This is a genomic window from Pseudomonas sp. Root562, assembly GCF_001427125.1.
Classification (GTDB): domain Bacteria; phylum Pseudomonadota; class Gammaproteobacteria; order Pseudomonadales; family Pseudomonadaceae; genus Aquipseudomonas.
In genome coordinates this window covers 254,993-271,489 of record NZ_LMGK01000021.1, presented here as the reverse complement: position 1 = coordinate 271,489, position 16,497 = coordinate 254,993, and the positions used below count along the sequence as shown (strand labels likewise).

General features: G+C 58.0%; 16 protein-coding genes. 1 reads left to right on the top strand and 15 read right to left on the bottom strand.

Features of this window, described 5'->3' with window-relative positions:
• Nucleotides 1-14: 14 nt before the first annotated feature.
• The 6 genes from ASD60_RS17005 to ASD60_RS16980 form a co-directional block, all read right to left on the bottom strand.
• Nucleotides 15-1,355, bottom strand: a complete 1,341-nt coding sequence (locus tag ASD60_RS17005) for a KamA family radical SAM protein (protein WP_056855113.1) — start codon at nt 1,353-1,355, stop codon at nt 15-17.
• Between the two features lie 32 nt (nt 1,356-1,387).
• A complete protein-coding gene (gene yfcF / locus ASD60_RS17000) occupies nt 1,388-2,032 on the bottom strand; it encodes a glutathione transferase (protein ID WP_056855112.1) in 645 nt (214 codons plus the stop codon).
• A gap of 210 nt (nt 2,033-2,242) precedes the next feature.
• Nucleotides 2,243-2,728, bottom strand: coding sequence for a cupin domain-containing protein (locus ASD60_RS16995; protein WP_056855111.1), 486 nt, complete (start codon nt 2,726-2,728; stop codon nt 2,243-2,245).
• A gap of 84 nt (nt 2,729-2,812) precedes the next feature.
• Nucleotides 2,813-3,307 carry a RidA family protein gene (locus tag ASD60_RS16990; protein ID WP_056855110.1) on the bottom strand — a complete coding sequence of 165 codons (495 nt, stop codon included), beginning with the start codon at nt 3,305-3,307 and terminating at the stop codon, nt 2,813-2,815.
• Nucleotides 3,308-3,368: 61 nt separating this feature from the next.
• Complete coding sequence (locus ASD60_RS16985; RefSeq protein WP_056855109.1) at nt 3,369-4,649, bottom strand: ATP-grasp domain-containing protein; 1,281 nt, start codon at nt 4,647-4,649, stop codon at nt 3,369-3,371.
• 42 nt (nt 4,650-4,691) lie between these two features.
• The gene (locus tag ASD60_RS16980; RefSeq protein WP_056855108.1) at nt 4,692-5,792 is read right to left on the bottom strand and encodes a hypothetical protein; all 1,101 of its coding nucleotides are present in this window, start codon (nt 5,790-5,792) and stop codon (nt 4,692-4,694) included.
• A 151-nt stretch (nt 5,793-5,943) separates the two neighbouring features.
• On the opposite strand from ASD60_RS16980, the gene ASD60_RS16975 reads away from it, so the two are divergent.
• Nucleotides 5,944-7,362, top strand: a complete 1,419-nt coding sequence (locus ASD60_RS16975) for an aminotransferase-like domain-containing protein (RefSeq protein ID WP_056855107.1) — start codon at nt 5,944-5,946, stop codon at nt 7,360-7,362.
• A gap of 61 nt (nt 7,363-7,423) precedes the next feature.
• Here ASD60_RS16975 and ASD60_RS16970 read toward each other — a convergent pair whose 3' ends face one another.
• The 9 genes from ASD60_RS16970 to hmpA form a co-directional block, all read right to left on the bottom strand.
• Nucleotides 7,424-7,870, bottom strand: coding sequence for a hypothetical protein (locus tag ASD60_RS16970; protein ID WP_056855106.1), 447 nt, complete (start codon nt 7,868-7,870; stop codon nt 7,424-7,426).
• Nucleotides 7,854-8,492 carry a DUF6036 family nucleotidyltransferase gene (locus ASD60_RS16965; protein ID WP_056855105.1) on the bottom strand — a complete coding sequence of 213 codons (639 nt, stop codon included), beginning with the start codon at nt 8,490-8,492 and terminating at the stop codon, nt 7,854-7,856. The genes ASD60_RS16970 and ASD60_RS16965 overlap by 17 nt, the downstream gene beginning before the upstream one ends.
• A 334-nt stretch (nt 8,493-8,826) precedes the next feature.
• Nucleotides 8,827-9,714: a heme o synthase gene (gene cyoE, locus ASD60_RS16960; RefSeq protein WP_056855104.1), complete on the bottom strand. Its 888-nt coding sequence runs from the start codon at nt 9,712-9,714 to the stop codon at nt 8,827-8,829.
• 10 nt (nt 9,715-9,724) lie between these two features.
• The gene (cyoD, locus tag ASD60_RS16955; protein WP_007916940.1) at nt 9,725-10,060 is read right to left on the bottom strand and encodes a cytochrome o ubiquinol oxidase subunit IV; all 336 of its coding nucleotides are present in this window, start codon (nt 10,058-10,060) and stop codon (nt 9,725-9,727) included.
• Complete coding sequence (locus tag ASD60_RS16950) at nt 10,060-10,680, bottom strand: cytochrome o ubiquinol oxidase subunit III (RefSeq protein ID WP_056855103.1); 621 nt, start codon at nt 10,678-10,680, stop codon at nt 10,060-10,062. The genes cyoD and ASD60_RS16950 overlap by 1 nt, the downstream gene beginning before the upstream one ends.
• Before the next feature lie 3 nt (nt 10,681-10,683).
• The gene (gene cyoB / locus ASD60_RS16945; RefSeq protein WP_056855102.1) at nt 10,684-12,714 is read right to left on the bottom strand and encodes a cytochrome o ubiquinol oxidase subunit I; all 2,031 of its coding nucleotides are present in this window, start codon (nt 12,712-12,714) and stop codon (nt 10,684-10,686) included.
• A gap of 3 nt (nt 12,715-12,717) precedes the next feature.
• Nucleotides 12,718-13,653 (bottom strand): ubiquinol oxidase subunit II, encoded by a 936-nt coding sequence (gene cyoA, locus ASD60_RS16940; RefSeq protein ID WP_056855101.1) that lies wholly within the window; start codon nt 13,651-13,653, stop codon nt 12,718-12,720.
• Nucleotides 13,654-14,458: 805 nt separating this feature from the next.
• The gene (locus ASD60_RS16930; protein WP_056855100.1) at nt 14,459-14,968 is read right to left on the bottom strand and encodes a disulfide bond formation protein B; all 510 of its coding nucleotides are present in this window, start codon (nt 14,966-14,968) and stop codon (nt 14,459-14,461) included.
• A 261-nt stretch (nt 14,969-15,229) separates the two neighbouring features.
• Nucleotides 15,230-16,411: an NO-inducible flavohemoprotein gene (hmpA, locus tag ASD60_RS16925; RefSeq protein WP_056855099.1), complete on the bottom strand. Its 1,182-nt coding sequence runs from the start codon at nt 16,409-16,411 to the stop codon at nt 15,230-15,232.
• Nucleotides 16,412-16,497: the final 86 nt, after the last annotated feature.

Sequence of the window (16,497 nt, the reverse complement as noted above, 5' to 3'; positions counted from 1 at the left end):
TCCTGTAAATCGTCCTACGCCGTTTGCAGCAGGACCGGTATCAATTCGGGGCTTGCCTGGGCTTCGCTCTGAAAGAAAAACGCCCGCTCGCCAAACGCCGGGCGCAGGTCGTCGAACCAGGTCACGTGCGGATCGAAGTGCGCATAAAAAGTGCGCAACACCCACTGCGGATCGCGCGCCTGCAGGAACTGCAGCACGAAGACTTTTTCGCCAGCGACGGTTTCGATGCCGTTGATCAACACCTTGCCGTAGAAGGTGCTCATGGACGGCCCGCGCACGGTTCGCGCCAGTCCGGAGACCGTGCGATAGGCCGCCTGAAAAATCTCGAAGGCCCTGGCCAGCGGCATCGCGAAGTAATGGCTGGGGCCGGTGTCGCGCTCGACGAACATGTAATAGGGCACCGCACCGAGTCGTACGCCTTCGGTCCAGAGGTCCGCCCAATCGGCCGGGTTTTCGTTGATGTGGCGGATAACCGGCGCCTGCATGCGCAGCGTTGCCCCCGTGCTGCGAATGCGTTCAACGGCTTGGCGCGCGATGTCCTGACGGATTTCCACCGGGTGGTTGTAGTGCCCCATGATCGACAGGTTTTTCCCCGCAGCCACGATGCGCCGGAACAGCTCCAGCAGGTCGAGCGCATCCTTGTCGCTGACGAAGCGCTGCGGCCAATACGCCACCGATTTGGTGCCGATGCGGATGCTCTTCAGGTGTGGCAAATCCAGCAATGGCTCGATGTAACCGGCCAGCGAACGGGTGTTCATGATCATCGGGTCACCCCCGGTGATCAGCACATCGGTGACTTCGCTGTGTTGCTGCAGATAGTTCACCAACTCTTGGGATTCACGGGCATTGAACTTGAGTTCTTCCTCGCCGATGAACTGCGCCCAACGGAAACAGAACGTGCAGTAGGCGTGACAGGTCTGACCGGCACCGGGGAAAAACAACACGGTCTCACGGTACTTATGCTGAATGCCCGCGAGGACTTTTCCGTCGAGCGTCGCGCTGTTGTGCGTCAGTTGCCCGGCCGGGTGCGGGTTCATGCGCAACCAGATCGCTTCGATACGACGCTTGATCGCCGCGGGATCGTCCAACTCGATCAGCTGCTTGAGCGAGGCGTACTCCTCCGGCAGCAACATGTCCTTGTGCGGAAATGTCATGCGGAAAATCGGATCGTCCGGAATGTTGTCCCAATCGATCAGCGTCCCCAGTACATAGTCGTTGGTGCGAAATGGCATGACCCGCGCCACGACGCTCATGGCTTCCTGCAATGCCGGGGTCAACCTGTCCCAATAGGGCGTGTCGCGAATGGTGCGTGCGTTATAGGGTTTGTATCTTTCCTGCTCCAACATTCCTTGCATGGCAGCGCTCCTGGTGTTTGCCCTGACGATTGCTACACGACGGCCGGCGCTTTGCGCTCCAGGTCCATCCATGCGCGAACGCTGTCGCGATCCCACTGACGACGGACATACGCCGCCAATCGCGCAGGCACCTCGTCACCGTTGGCGACCAGGCGGTTGAGCATGATTGCCAGGTCGGTGTCGGCGATGCTCCAGTCACCGAACAGATGCTCGGCCCCCTCCTCCAGCAAACGGTCGGCCACGAACAACAGGCGCTCGGCAGCGGCCCGGGCTTCGTCGGACAGCGGCGTGTCTTTCTTGCCGAAATACACCAGGTCAAACGGACGCTCTTTGCGTACCACCAGCAGATCACTGCGCAGCCAGGCCTGCAGCTGACGGGCACGGGCACGCTGCTTGATGTCTTTTGGGTAAATGCTTTTTGAACCTGGAGCGAGTTCTTCCAGATATTCGGCAATGGCCGAAGATTCCGACAGCGCAAAACCTTCGTGAACCAGCAGCGGAATTTTGCAGGTCAGCGAAAGATCACGATAATGATCCTGGTAATTATCACGGGCTTTCAAATCCACCGTCACCAGATCAAATGAAAGTTGTTTTTCCTTTAACGCCACATAAGCCGACATTGCAAAAGCACTGACATAATCCGCGCCGAGATACAGTTTTAAGCTGGTACTTTCCATGGAACGCCCCCTTGCACTAAACACATTAATCCGTTGCATTTGAAGCGATCGTAGTAAGTTGATTAAGCGCTGAACAGATACAGAAATTATCTGTTTCTATCGATACAGAAATTCGTGGCGTGTTATTCGCCAGCAAGCATTTTTGGGGTACGCAAAAACGAAAAAGGGAGTCAGCGTAGGCGGACTCCCTGGTGTGCAGCAGACGGGAAATTACAGCTGGCGGGGGATCAGGCCAACGTGGTCGGCATGGTTGGACAACAACGCCATCTGCGGCATGTTGCTGAGGTTGAGCATGGTCAGCGGCTCGGTGGCGCTGGAGTTGACGAAGCCATGCTGCGTCCAGGCGGGCACCAGCAATACATCGCCTGGGCCAACGTCTACCTGCTCGGCCTCGCCCAGCGACAACGCGCCGCTGCCGGACTGGATGATGAACAGATGCCACCAGGCATGGCAATGGCCGTCGAGCGTTGCCCCCGGCACCAGCCATTGCATGGAGACCGCCATGCCGGGTGTCAATTGGCAACCGTCGATATGACTTTCGTGGGCCAGCGCAACAATATCGATGTCACTGGCTTCAAGCGCCTGACGCATACCGGCAAGTTCGGCACCTTTCCATACCCGGGGTTTTATCGGTTGCCGATCCAGACTCTGGCGAAAGTCCTTATATGAAAAAAACGCACCCTGAACGTTATTCATTTTTCCGTTTCCAACTTATTCTGCCGAATGGAGTCAACCGACCTTAGGCGAACATTTCAACAGTGTAAAGTCGAACAACTTCACTTATAACGCCGATGGTCTCAACGCCACGATCATATCAACTTCAATCGCTGCATTTTTTGGCAACTGATAAACACCGACCGTGGTGCGTGTATGTTTACCGGCATCACCCAGCACGTGGCTGAAGACATCCGACGCACCATTGGCGACATCGCTGAGATCGACGAAATCCTCCGTGCACCTCACATACACCGTTACCCGAATCAGCGACTTGATCTTGTCCAGCGAGCCAATGGCATCAACGATCAAAGCCAATCCGCGGATCGCACTGATGCTCGCGGCCGCTTGCGCATCCGCCATGTCGAGGTCGCGCCCGACCCGCCCCGTGTAGTGCATTTTGCCGTTCATGCGCGGCACCAGACCGCTGATATACAGTTCGTCGTGGTGACGAATCAACGGCGCGTAATGACCGCCAACGGTGTTCTCGCCGTAGATGTCATAGTCGAATTCCCGCGCCAGAGCGATGAAGCGCTCATCACAGGTCATGTGTTGAATCATTTACTGAACCCTCTTGATCAATACTGCATGAAACATCGATCGCTACCACTTGCCCCACGCCTCACCCCACTGCCCTGGCCGGTGCTGCCAGAGGGGTGATCCCGACCTTTGATTCAATGGCCTCGGCCAGACGCGACAGGTCCAGGCTGAGCTGCTCGTACCGCTCGTTGAACAACACGATGTGGCCGATGAACGAGAAGTTGTCCTTCACCAATGCGCTCACTGAATCACCGATGCGCTTGCTCAGCACGGCTTCCACCAGCTCGATATTCAGCGCCCGGGCTAGGGCCTGGACGTCCGGAACATCGCGCAGCAGGCCACTGGTGTTCGCTCTCAACAGGCGGATGCCGCAGTAGCCGCGCGCGACTGGATCATGGCTATCGACCTGACCTTCCACCGCCCAGCGGACCCAGCGCTCCCACGGGTCGAAGTCGATGAACGCCTTACGCGCCAGATCCCAGATATGCATGCCGCCGGGGCGCATGTTGGTTTCCACGGCCGAGGTGCGGTGGTTGGCCCTGTGGAAAACTTCGTTGTGCCAGGCTCCGTTGTCCTGCGACACCAGCCCAGCCATGTGGCGGCCGGCGGCCATCAGCCGAGCCTGGGCATCGGCCGCCAGCGGCGCAGGCACCACTTGTTGGATCTCGGCACGGTAGGCACCATCGGTGGTGGTTTTTTCGGTGATCCAGGTACTTCCGGCGACATAGTCCCAGCTGTACTCCCGAGCGTTCTGGATCAGCTCTTCGAGCACGATGCCGCCCTCGCGATAGGGCTTGAGAGCCTGCCAGGCTTCGTCGCATTCGGACGGATGCCGGATAACCCGGCAGCCTCGGCTGGCGCCTTCGCAGGCGGGTTTGATGAAAGCTTTGCCGCCCAGCTCAATCACCCGCTGGCGCAGCTCCGGCAGGCTTTCGATACGGGTCGAAACGATCGGCCGATAGTCCTCGGGTGCCACCGTGGCGCAGGCTTCGAGCTGGCGGAAAATCTGTTTGTCCAGCCCCGCCCGTGCCTCGGCCGGGGTAATGCCCGGCAGGCCGAAATGGTCGGCCAGCGCCGCACCGAGCAGCACGCCGCGATCGGAAAACGGCAGGACGCCGATCAGCTTCCAGCGATCTGCATTCAGGCAACCGACTACCAGTTCAAGCGACGCCGACACATCTTTCTCGGCCAGCGATGTAGTGCAAACGTGATCAGCGACCTGTTCGTCCTGAGGCTGGATCTGCTCGACCAGCAGGATCAGCCTCGCGTTGTACAGCGACTTGCACAAATCGCGCAGCTTCTGGATATCGTGAACCCGACTGCCGTTGTACCCCACCACTACTACGCACGAAGTCGTATTCATAAAACCCCCGACTTGCAAAGTGAAAACCGAAACGGCGATGACTCAGTCATGCAGCGACGCGATTGATTTACGGTTGAGCCCGTACCAGACCATGATCCCGGCGGCGCCAATGGCGGCCAGCACCAACGCGTTGTACGGCGGTGGCATGACCCGCATGATCAACACGGTCAGACCCGCACCGACGCCCAGCGACACTTCCTTGACGAACATGTTGTTCTGCTTGACCGAGAAGTAATCGAGATGACTGAACGCGCATTCGGCGATGGACAGCAACGCCACCCAGACCAGTGCGCCGGCCAGGGTTTCGACGTGGAATGCGGCAGGCGAAGACAGCACCGCAAAACCGCCGACGATGATGGCGATCACCGTCAGCACCTTGAAACGCCCGGTGCTCTCGATCAGTTTCATGACCGGCACTTGCGCGAACACCACCACGGCGCTGTTGAGGATCAGCATCAAGCCGTACCAGGTCGGCAGTTCGCCGGTCTTGAGCAGGATTGCTTGCGGCAGGATCGAGAACACGCCAAACAACTTGATGCCCATGATGATGCCGGCGATGACCCACGGCAGTTTGTTACCCCAACCGCTACCGTCCTTGCTGGCCGGGCGAGACACCGCGGCTTCGGTGGTAAAGGTCGCGCCCATGGCGATGGGCAGGCACAACAGGACGAACGCGGCGGCGCCGAAGAAAAACATGCCCGGGGTCAACAGTGGCGACAGCAGGATCAGACCCGCCAACAGGCTGCCCATGTTCATGGCCACGCGGTTGTAGGCTGCCCCCTCTTTGGTCTGTGCCGCTTCGCTCTTGATCAGGTAACCGGCAATCGCGATACCGTAGGCAAACAACGCCGCGGCAAACATGACAACGCCCTGGTTGCTGGTGACCGCCAGCAGCACCAGGCCGGCGGCGGCGCACAGCAACGTAACGCTCAAGGAACGGCGACCGAGCACCAGCAAGGTCAGCGGCAACAGCAGCAACAAGGCCCGATAGCCGAGGGCCAGAATGCTGTTGGTGGCGGTATCGAGCCAGACGTTGGCCTTGCCCAGCACCGCGAACAACGCCACGGCCGTGATGATTCGAATGGTGAACAACCGCAGGTTGATCACCGGTTTCGCCACGACGGCGGTTGTTTCTACACTCATGCAGCACCTCTTGAACCTGGTTGACTGAACGACCGGCAAAAGGTCGACAATCCATAAACACTCCAAAGCGATAGTAGAAAGAGATGCTTGTCTTGATCAGAGCAAGTTCGTATAGAATCAAACGAACTTTACTGCCGGAGAGACCAGTAAAATGCAGGCTCAGCGCGCAGTGATCGCCGCCATCGAGTTCCAGCAGGGTGTGCCGCTGGTGCAGCAGATCGTCGATCAATTGACCGTAGCAATCAGCCAGGGCGGCCTGCCCCACGGCTCCAGGCTGCCCCCGATTCGCGAACTCTCAGACTTGATGCACGTGGGCAAATCCACGGTGGTCGACGCCCTGGACCGCTTGCGGGCCAAGGGCCTGGTGGTTTCACGCCAGGGCTCGGGGCACTACGTGCACCGTTCCAGCAGCACCCTCCCGGCCAACGCCGGTCCGGACCTGCTGCCTCAGGACACCCTCAGCGTGGTCCGCCGCGCCGTGCTGCTGGACAATGGCGCACTGCGCCCGGGGGCGGGTTTTCTGCCCTCCTCGTGGCTGCCTGCCGAAGAACTGCTCAAAGCCGTACGCGGCACACTGCGCGCCACCACCCTGCGCATGGGTGAATACGGTAACGCCAGCGGTTACCTGCCACTGCGTCAGGCCCTGCGGGTGAAGATGGCGACCCTGGGCATCGAGGCGCCGGTAGAGCAGATCATCACCACCGCCAATACCGTCCAGGCCATCGACATGCTGATGCGCCTGCTGGTCAAACCCGGCGACACGGTGCTGCTCGACGATCCGTGTTATTTCACGATGCACACCAATCTGGCCTGGCACGGGGCGAAGGTCATCACCATTCGCCGCGAATGCGACGGAATGGACCTGGACGCCTTGGAGCAACTGCTGATCGCCCACCGTCCCGTGCTCTACATGACCAACAACGCGCTGCACAACCCGACCGGGCATTCGTTCACCTCGGCGCAGGTTTATCGCTTGCTGGAGTTGAGTCACCGCTACAACTTCCACATCCTCGAAGACGACCTGTACTGCGACATGCAGCAACGCCGAACCCCTCGCCTGGCTGCGAGCGGGCTGGACAATGTGTCTTACGTCTCCGGGTTCTCCAAGACCCTGACCGCCAACAGCCGCGTCAGCTTCGCGGTGCTCTCCCCGCAACTGGCGGCGCGGATGGTGACCCTGAAAATGGCCTGCGGCGGCATGACCTCGGAAATGGCCGAGCAGATCATTTGCACCATGCTCAGCGATGGCAGCTATGCCAAACACATGCGCCGCACCGTGGACCGGCTCTATGAATCGAACAGCCGGGTGGCAGCGTGGCTGGCTGAAGCCGGGTGTTCGGTGTCGTCCCTGCCGGGAGAAGGGTTGTACATCTGGACGCGATTGCCAGAGGGATACAAAGCCGAATGCCTGGCCAGAAAGGGCCTGGAAATAGACCTGGTACTGGCACCGGGGACCTTGCTCAGCAAAGCGGCGGACGCCAATCAGTTCCTGCGATTCAACGTGGCGCACAGTGATCACGTGCAAGTGCGGGAGCGGTTTTTCCGGTTGTTGGATAAAGCGTACAAATAACGGGCTTAGGCTGCAGGCCGTTACAAGACCAAACGATGCGACTTCTTCGATTCAATCTGCGCTAAATGGCGCGTTGCTCTGCTTCGTAATGCCGGGTCTGAAAAGGCATGAGGGCTTGGGCTTTGAGGCCGAGGCCCTCACTCAACCCCCAAGAGACAGCGAGCTCATCACGACGTCGACGCAATGGCGTGGCAACTGGTTGCTTCACCGCTTGCACTGAAGTTGAATGGGCAAAAAGCTCAAGCACATTGAGAGTTTCCGACACCCGGAGATCGGATAAGCAAGTAAATCGAGCGAATCGCTCGAGCAGATAGCCAGCACGCCGGACCTCCACCTCGTCAGTATGACGATTCAAAAAAAAGCTTACCTCGCTTTCCAGATTTGAATCCGAGTACCAGACAGCTTTGGCAGCGCTTACGAGGGCAGCGTCATCTGCTTGATTCAACGGTCTTTTTACCAGCGTGTCCAAGGCAAATGAGAGGACGTGGCCGCTATGGGGCTTCGTCATCTGTGCTCTCCAGATAATCATGCAAAATATTTGTGAGGACGGAGATCGGCAGCTCCTTGTTGCCAACATATACATCAATCGCCTGCAACGCCAGTCGACGAAATTCGGGAGCCAGGATAAAACCCGCTCTGAGAAGTGCCTTGATATCACCAATGTCTTGATCGGTGGCTCTACCCAGCTTTGAGATGGCAATGTCGATGGGGGCCGCAATATGAACGTGCAGCGGGGACTCAACCGGGAACTCTGTAAAGGGAAGGCTCCGCTCCCAATAGTCCTCATGAATGGGGCCAAAACTGGTGTTGTATTGCAGGTCGTAGTTCAGCTCCATCACGCGACCGGTTCGCTCATCGACAAACTGCTCGGGTATCTCTGCGAGCATGGTTTGCAGGTGTAAACCTTCGGGAACATTTGCCTCATAAATCTCTGCATCGACATCGGTAGAAACGCGATGATGGGTATAAAGGTGAACAGCGCAGCCACCGAACAGGATTATTTTGACCGCCCCTGGTCCCGCGTTCTCAAGTTCCAATTCTGCTTCGACAGATTTGAACATCGAAATCAAAGCCTGCCCCAGCGCTGTATCCGTCTTGACACGGGGGGTGATTACCTCTGGCACTTCCATCGTGGATCCTCGGGGATGCTTGTGAAAACGGCACCCTGAGGCTAGAGAGCCGACTTCCGAGCCTCAACCTGAAAACCCCGTGAGAAAGTTCAGGCTAATCCGTAGGCATTTTGCCAATCTCAGCCCCATGGAAAAACACCCCCTGCTTGTCTGCGGTTAGGCCTTACCTCGCTATAACATTGCTCTCATGCCTGAAACACCGCGTCGCGACTATCGCGAGCAAGGGACCGGGGCTGCATTCAACATTGGCGGCAACTCGGTACAGCAGATTCAACCCAACAAAAAGCCCCGCTCTTCTCTCGAAGGCGGGGCTTTTCGCTACAGCATCTGACTCTTAAGGCGCGTACGTCAGCAACAGCTCTGCCGGCACTTTGAAGTCCAGGGACATCATCACGCTCAATGCGGTAATGGTGAAGATCGAGAACACGAACAGCTTGCGTGCCCAGACCGTGTCATCCACTGCCTTGTAGCCGGTCCAGGCCATGTACAACCAGTACATGCCCATGGCTGCGGCGACGGCGAGGTAGCTCATGCCGGCGTAGCCGCTGAAGGTCAGCATCAGGGTCGCCACGAGGAAGGCCAGGATGTAGAGCAGGATGTGCTTCTTGGCCACTTCGATCCCGCGCTTCACGGGCAGCACCGGAATCGATGCGGCCAGGTAATCGTTGAAGCGGAAGATCGCGATGGCGTAGGAATGCGGCATCTGCCACAGGCTGAACATCACCAGCAGGGTCAGCGCGGCCATGTCGAAGGTGTTGCTCACCGCGACGTAGCCGATCACCGGCGGCATGGCGCCCGACAGACTGCCCACCAGCGTGCCGTGAACCGACTTGCGCTTGAGGTACAGGCTGTAGAAGCCGACGTAGATCACGAAGCCGATGACGGCGAACAGAGCGGCCAACGGGTTGGCCACCTTGTACAACAACGCAACGCCGAGAACACCCAGGACGGTCGCATAGATCAGGGCCAGTTTCAGGGAGATGAGGCCCTGGACCAGCACCCGGTTCTTGGTGCGTTCCATCTTGATGTCGATGTCGCGGTCGATGCAGTTGTTGAAGACGCAACCGGAGGCGACGACCAGGGACGTGCCGATCATGGCTGCCAGAAACACGGCCAGATCGACATGCCCTTTCGAGGCCAGGAAAAACCCGCCTGCCACAGAAAGCACGTTACCGAAAATGATCCCCGGTTTGGTGATTTGGATAAAGTGCTTGAGCGACATCGGGTCTACCTCACTTCGCCATCATGTACGTGTGGATGCTGAACATGATCCACAGCGACAGGCCAACCAGCAGCACGATTACAATCGCCGTGAAGACGAAGGCGATCACGTTGTTACGCTGCGCGATGGAACGGTCCAGGTGCAGGAAGTAATACAGGTGAACGATCACCTGGATCACTGCGAACAGCAGAACGATTGCCAGCGTGGTGGCCTTCGGCAGGCTCGGGTACATCACCAGACCGAACGGGATGACGGTCAGGATCACCGACAGGATGAAGCCGATGGCGTACGACTTGACGCTGCCGTGGCCAGCATCATGGCTGTCATGGGAGTGTGCATTAGCCATTACAGGGTCCCCATCAGGTAGACAACGGTGAAAACGCAGATCCAGACCACGTCCAGGAAGTGCCAGAACAGGCTCAGGCAGCTCAGGCGAGTCTTGTTGGTCGACGTCAGGCCCTTTTTCTGCACCTGATACATCATGATCGCCATCCAGATCAAACCGGCGGAGACGTGCAGACCGTGAGTACCGACCAGGGTAAAGAACGCGGACAGGAAGCCTGAACGGCTAGGGCCGTAGCCTTCGGAGATCAAGATGTGGAACTCGTTGATCTCCATCGCGATAAAGCCTGCACCCAACAGGAAGGTCATGCCCAGCCAGGTCAGTACCGCCTTCTTGTTGCCCTTGTACAACGCCAGCATGGCGAAGCCGTAGGTGATCGAACTGAACAACAGCAGAGCGGTTTCGCCCAGCACGTATGGCAGTTCGAAAATGTCGTGGCCCGACGGGCCACCCGCTACGTTGTTAACCAGTACCGCGTATACCGCAAAGATCGATGCAAACAGAATGCAGTCGGTCATCAGGTAGAGCCAGAAACCGTATACGGTCATCTCGCCCGAGTCGTGGTGGTCATCGTGCCCATGGTCACCATGGGCGTGTCCAACATTGGTCACTAAATTCGACATGGTTTAAGCCTGTTCCAACGAGGTTTCAACACGGGTGGCGGTGGCCGGGATTTTCCCTGCCGCGACCAGACGCTTGTGCTGCTCGGCTTCGATGCGCTCGATCGTTTCAACCGGGACCATATAGCCCTGGTCATCACGTGCAGCGTGGATCGCGAAGTAGACGACAGTGCCTACCAGGCTGGCGATGGCCAACCACCAGATGTGCCAGATCATGGCGAAACCGAACACGGTCAACAGAGCACCCATGACCACACCGGTGGCGGTGTTGTTTGGCATGTGGATCGGCTCGTACTTGGCCGGAGCCTTGTACGCGGTGCCGTTTTCCTTGGCTTCGGTGAACGGGTCGATGCAGTCAGCCTTAGGCAGCACGGCGAAGTTGTAGAACGGTGGTGGCGACGAGGTCGACCATTCCAGCGTGTGGGCATTCCACGGGTCACCGTGTTCGCACATGTTCTCTGGCTTGTTGCGGTCACGCACACTGACGTACAGCTGGATCAGTTGGCAGGCGATACCGAAAGCGATCATCACCGCACCGAACATGGCGACGTACAGGTACGGCACCCACTCAGGGTTGGTGGTGGCGTTCAGACGACGGGTCATGCCCATGAAGCCCAGTGCATAGAGCGGCATGAACGCGACGAAGAAGCCCGAGATCCAGAACCAGAACGCTGCTTTACCCCAGCCTTCGTGCAGCTTGAAGCCGAACGCTTTCGGGAAGTAGAACGCGAAACCTGCGATGTAACCGAATACCGCACCGCCGATGATCACGTTGTGGAAGTGCGCGATCACGAACAGGCTGTTGTGCAGAACGAAGTCGGCACCCGGAATGGCCAGCAGTACGCCGGTCATGCCGCCGATGGCGAAGGTCACCATGAAGCCCAGGGTCCACAGCACCTGGCTGGTGAAACGCAGACGGCCCTGGTAAATGGTGAACAGCCAGTTGAACAGCTTCACACCCGTCGGGATGGAAATCAGCATCGTCGCCAGACCGAAGAAGGCGTTGACGCTCGCACCCGAGCCCATGGTGAAGAAGTGGTGCAGCCAAACCATGAAGCCCAGTACCGAGATCGCGCCCGAGGCGTAGATCATCGAGTGGTGGCCGAACAGTTTCTTGCCGGTGAAGGCAGAGATGACTTCCGAGAAAATGCCGAATGCCGGCAGGATCAGGATGTACACCTCAGGGTGACCCCAGGCCCAGAACAGGTTGACGTACATCATTGGATTGCCACCAAGTTCATTGGTGAAAATGTGGAAATCCATGTAACGGTCAAGCGTCAGCAGAGCCAGGGTAGCGGTCAGGATCGGGAACGAAGCTACGATCAGAACGTTCGCCCAGGTGCAGGTCCAGGTGAAGATCGGCATGTCCATCAGCTTCATGCCAGGGGTACGCATTTTCAGCACGGTGGCCAGGAAGTTGACCCCCGTCAGTGTCGTACCTAACCCGGATAGCTGTAGCGCCCAGATGTAGTAATCCATCCCCACGCCCGGGCTGTATTGCAGGCCCGACAGCGGCGGATAGGCAACCCAACCGGTCTTGGCGAATTCGCCGACGCCCAGGGACAGGTTGATCAGCACTACGCCCGATACCAGCAGCCAGAAACTCAGGGAGTTCAGGAACGGGAAGGCAACGTCACGCGCGCCGATCTGCAGCGGCACTGCAAGGTTCATCAGGCCGGTGAAGAATGGCATCGCCATGAAGATGATCATGATCACACCGTGAGCGGTGAAGATCTGGTCATAGTGTTCAGGTGGCAGGTAGCCAGGCGAACCCTCGGTGGCCATGGCCAGCTGGGTACGCATCATGATGGCGTCGGCAAAGCCGCGCAGCAGCATGACCATGGCGACGATGATGTACATCACGCCGATTTTCTTGTGGTCGACCGACGTCAGCCACTCGGTCCACAAGTAGGTCCACTTCTTGAAGTAGGTGATTGCAGCGAACAGTGCCAGACCACCGAGCGCGATCATGGCGATGGTCACCATCACGATCGGTTCGTGGAACGGGACCGCTTCCCAACTTAATTTACCAAACATCGTTTACTCCTCTGCCCCGGCAGCTGAATGCGAGTTCATGTCCGTAGCGGCCACTTCTTTCTCTTTCTTCTCGTGCTTCACCTTAGGACCCGGTTTCATGCCTTCGTACTTGTCGACGATGATCTGGAACAGGTTCGGCGTAACCGAGGAGTAGAGCTCGACTGGGTTGTTCTGGCTCTGCTTGGAAAGGGCTGCGTATTCAGCTTGTTCAAGCTGTTTAGGTGCCTTTTTGACTTCACTTACCCAGGCGTCGAATTCTTCCTGGGAAGTTGCGATCGCTTTGAATTTCATACCGGTGAAACCGGCGCCGCTGTAGTTGGCGGAGATGCCTTCCATTTCAGCGTTGCGGTCGGCGATCAGGTGCAGCTTGGTCTGCATGCCCGCCATCGCGTAGATCTGGCCACCCAGGCCCGGGATGAAGAACGAGTTCATCACGGCGTCGGAGGTGATCTTGAAGTTGATTGGCGTGTGCGCCGGGAACACGATCTTGTTGACCGTGGCAATGCCTTGTTCCGGGTAGATGAACAGCCACTTCCAGTCCAGTGCGACCACTTCGATGGTCACAGGCTTCACGTCGGATTCGATCGGACGATAAGGGTCCAGCTCGTGGGTCGACTTGTAGGTGATGTAACCCAGGGCAATGATGATCAACACGGGAACAGTCCACACCGCGATCTCGATCTTGGTGGAGTGGTTCCATTTAGGCGTGTAGGTCGCCTTGGTGTTGGACGCGCGGTATTTCCAGGCGAACAGGAAGGTCATGACGATGACCGGAACCACGACCAACAGCATCAGCAGCGTTGCGGTGATGATCAGGTTTTTCTGTTCCAGGCCGACCTGGCCCGTGGGATTGAGCAAGGTCATGTTGCAGCCTCCCAGCAACAACGTGCCGAGCAGCGGCAATAAGCCTAGTAGTCTGGGGTACCTGTTTTTACTCATCTCACGACCTCTAAAGCAGCTTGCGCAATGCAGTTGGGTTTTGATCGCCAACACTTCACCCTGCCAAGGGTTGGCATTTTCTTGGATTGAATAAGGGCTTGCCCGTCGAGCGTCAGACGCGTTTCGACAAATCCTGGGCCAGCGGTGAGTTCTTATTCGAATTCGTGGTCAAAGGCCTTGTTACAGACCAATTCCATTTGGTGCGGATAGTTGGAGGCACCGACACCTGGGAGTCGCATGAAGCCGCCCGGCCTCTCGACACCCTGATTCTGCTCAAGCACCTCGCGAGGGTGAGCAGCGCCGGGAATTCAGTGCGGGCGATTGTAGTTATGTAGCGTTTTTTAAACCATGTCTCATCCCGAAATAATTTATATCCCGAGCCGCAACAATGCTTCGCCAAATTCGTAAAAGTGGCGCATCTTATCGAAATTGATTCTCAACAAAAACACCAAAATTTGTAGGTCTACCACCCGCGATTCAGACAGCTTCAGCGCTTTGGCGGCGATGCTCGATCTGGCCCAAGCCCCCAGATGACAAGGGCTCTGGCAAATCGCCAGAGCCTGTTAAAACTGCCTGCTCCAGCCGGATGGCGGGCAAAGTCGACACACTGCGAAACAGACCAATTTCATTGCCGGACCGCGTGCCAATCCGCAGCCTTGAAGGCCACTGCGACACAAAAGCTGTGACAACATGTCGCACACGTATCGCACCTCTGCTTGCGCCCTGTCAGGGACTTTTCAGCCACCCCCTGAAAACACAAAAACGCCCCGGCCCTCTCTGCGAGGACCGGGGCGTTTTTTTAATCTCAGCGCAGCGCTTTGCGGTTACGTATGGTCAGCAGCGGCACCAGTATCACCACCAGCACAAAGGCAACCAAAGCCCATTGCGCCAACGACAAACCGAGAATCGGCGGGTACGGCGTGGAGCAGAAGCCGTCGACCTGGAAGCCCAGCGGGAAAATCTTCGCCAGGGGCAAGTCGTCGACTATCGGCTGCAACACATCGACGCCACAACTGACCGCCGGGTAGAACTGCGTATAGACGTGATGCCCCGCTACGCCGACGCCTGCCAGGGCGCAAATCACCACCAGGGTTTCAAACACCGTGATGCTGCGACGGTTGCGCATGGCTGCACCGACAAAGGCAAAGATCGCGATCAACAGCAACGCATAACGCTGCAGAATGCACAGCGGGCATGGCGCCTCGCCCAGTACGATTTGCATGTACAGCGCACCGCCGATCAGCGCCAGGCAGATGATGCCCAGCAATACCAGAAAGCGCCGTTCACGCCCCAACCGCATTGTTTCCTCGCTCATCGCGTTTCCCTTGAAGATATCGATTAACCGCCAGTCTACACGCTGGACGCGAGCCGGGGGATGCCGGGGGAATAGACGATAAGCGGGTTAAGAAGGGATTAACTGATCGTTCCCATCTTCTGCTTGGGAACGCAGCAAAGGACGCTCTGCGTCCCATAAAGCGGACGCAGAGCGTCCGTGGAGGCGTTCCCACGCAGAGCGTGGGAACGATCAACCGAGGTAAAGGCAACGCGGTGAGATTGCTTCACCGCGCCAAACCGCTCACTCCAGTGCCGCAGCCGGCCCGAAGAACTCGTAGCGGCTTTGCTTCTCCGGCACACCCAGGGCCTTGAGGTGGCGTTTGATCGCCGCCATGAAACCTTTCGGCCCGAGGAAGTAAGCATCCACATCGCGTTCCTGCGGCAGCCATTCGCCCAACTGTTCCTGACTCAGCAAGCCAACCTTGTGCGCCGCCGGGCTCACGCCGTCGTCTTCGGCATAGCAGTAAAAGCGCTTGAGTTGCGGATGACGCTCGGCCAGCCCGTCGATCCAGTCACGGAAGGCGTGAACACTGCCATTGCGCGCGCAGTGGATGAAGTGCACCGGCCGCTGGGTCTGCAACGCCGCTTCGAGCATTGCCAGGGTCGGGGTGATGCCCACGCCACCGCTGATGAGCACCAACGGCTTGTCGCTGGCGGTCAGGGTGAACTCGCCCGATGGCGGGAACAGCTGAATGGTCGAACCCACGTGCAATTGATCATGCAGGAAGTTGGAGGCACGACCACCGGCCTCGCGCTTGACGCTGATGCGATATTGACCTTTGTTCGCCAGGGCCGACAGCGAGTAGTTACGGCGAATCTCTTCGCCATCGAGGATCAGTTTCATGCCGATGTACTGACCCGGCTCTGCTGCCAGAATCAAACCTTTGTCCACCGGTTCGAAGTAGAACGAGGTGATTTCCGCGCTTTCCTCGACCTTGGCCGCGACGATGAATTCCCGCGCCCCACGCCAGCCGCCCGGTGCCTGCTCTTTTTGGTCGTAGATGCTGGTTTCAGCACCGATGAGGATGTCCGCCAGTTGACCGTAAGCCGCGCCCCACGCCGCAATCACTTCCGGCGTGGCGATTTCTTCGCCGAGCACTTCGGCGATTGCGCGCAACAGGCAGGTGCCGACAATCGGGTAGTGCTCCGGAAGAATCTGCAAGGCCACGTGTTTGTTGATGATCTTCGCCACCAGATCGCCCAATTGGTCGAGCTGGTCGATATGGCGCGCGTACATCAGCACACCGTTGGCCAGCGCACGCGGCTGATCACCCGTGGCCTGGTGGGCCTGGTTGAACAGCGGGCGGACTTGCGGGTACTCGGACAGCATCATGCGGTAGAAGTGGGTGATCAGCGCTTCGCCACCGCTTTCCAGCAGCGGCACAGTGGATTTGACGATGGCACGGTCTTGGACGCTAAGCATAAAGTGACTCCTGAGCAACAAGGTTTCTTGACTATTGCTCTATGCTTATCAGGTTCCGTGCCAACAATTTAATCCATATAAATCAA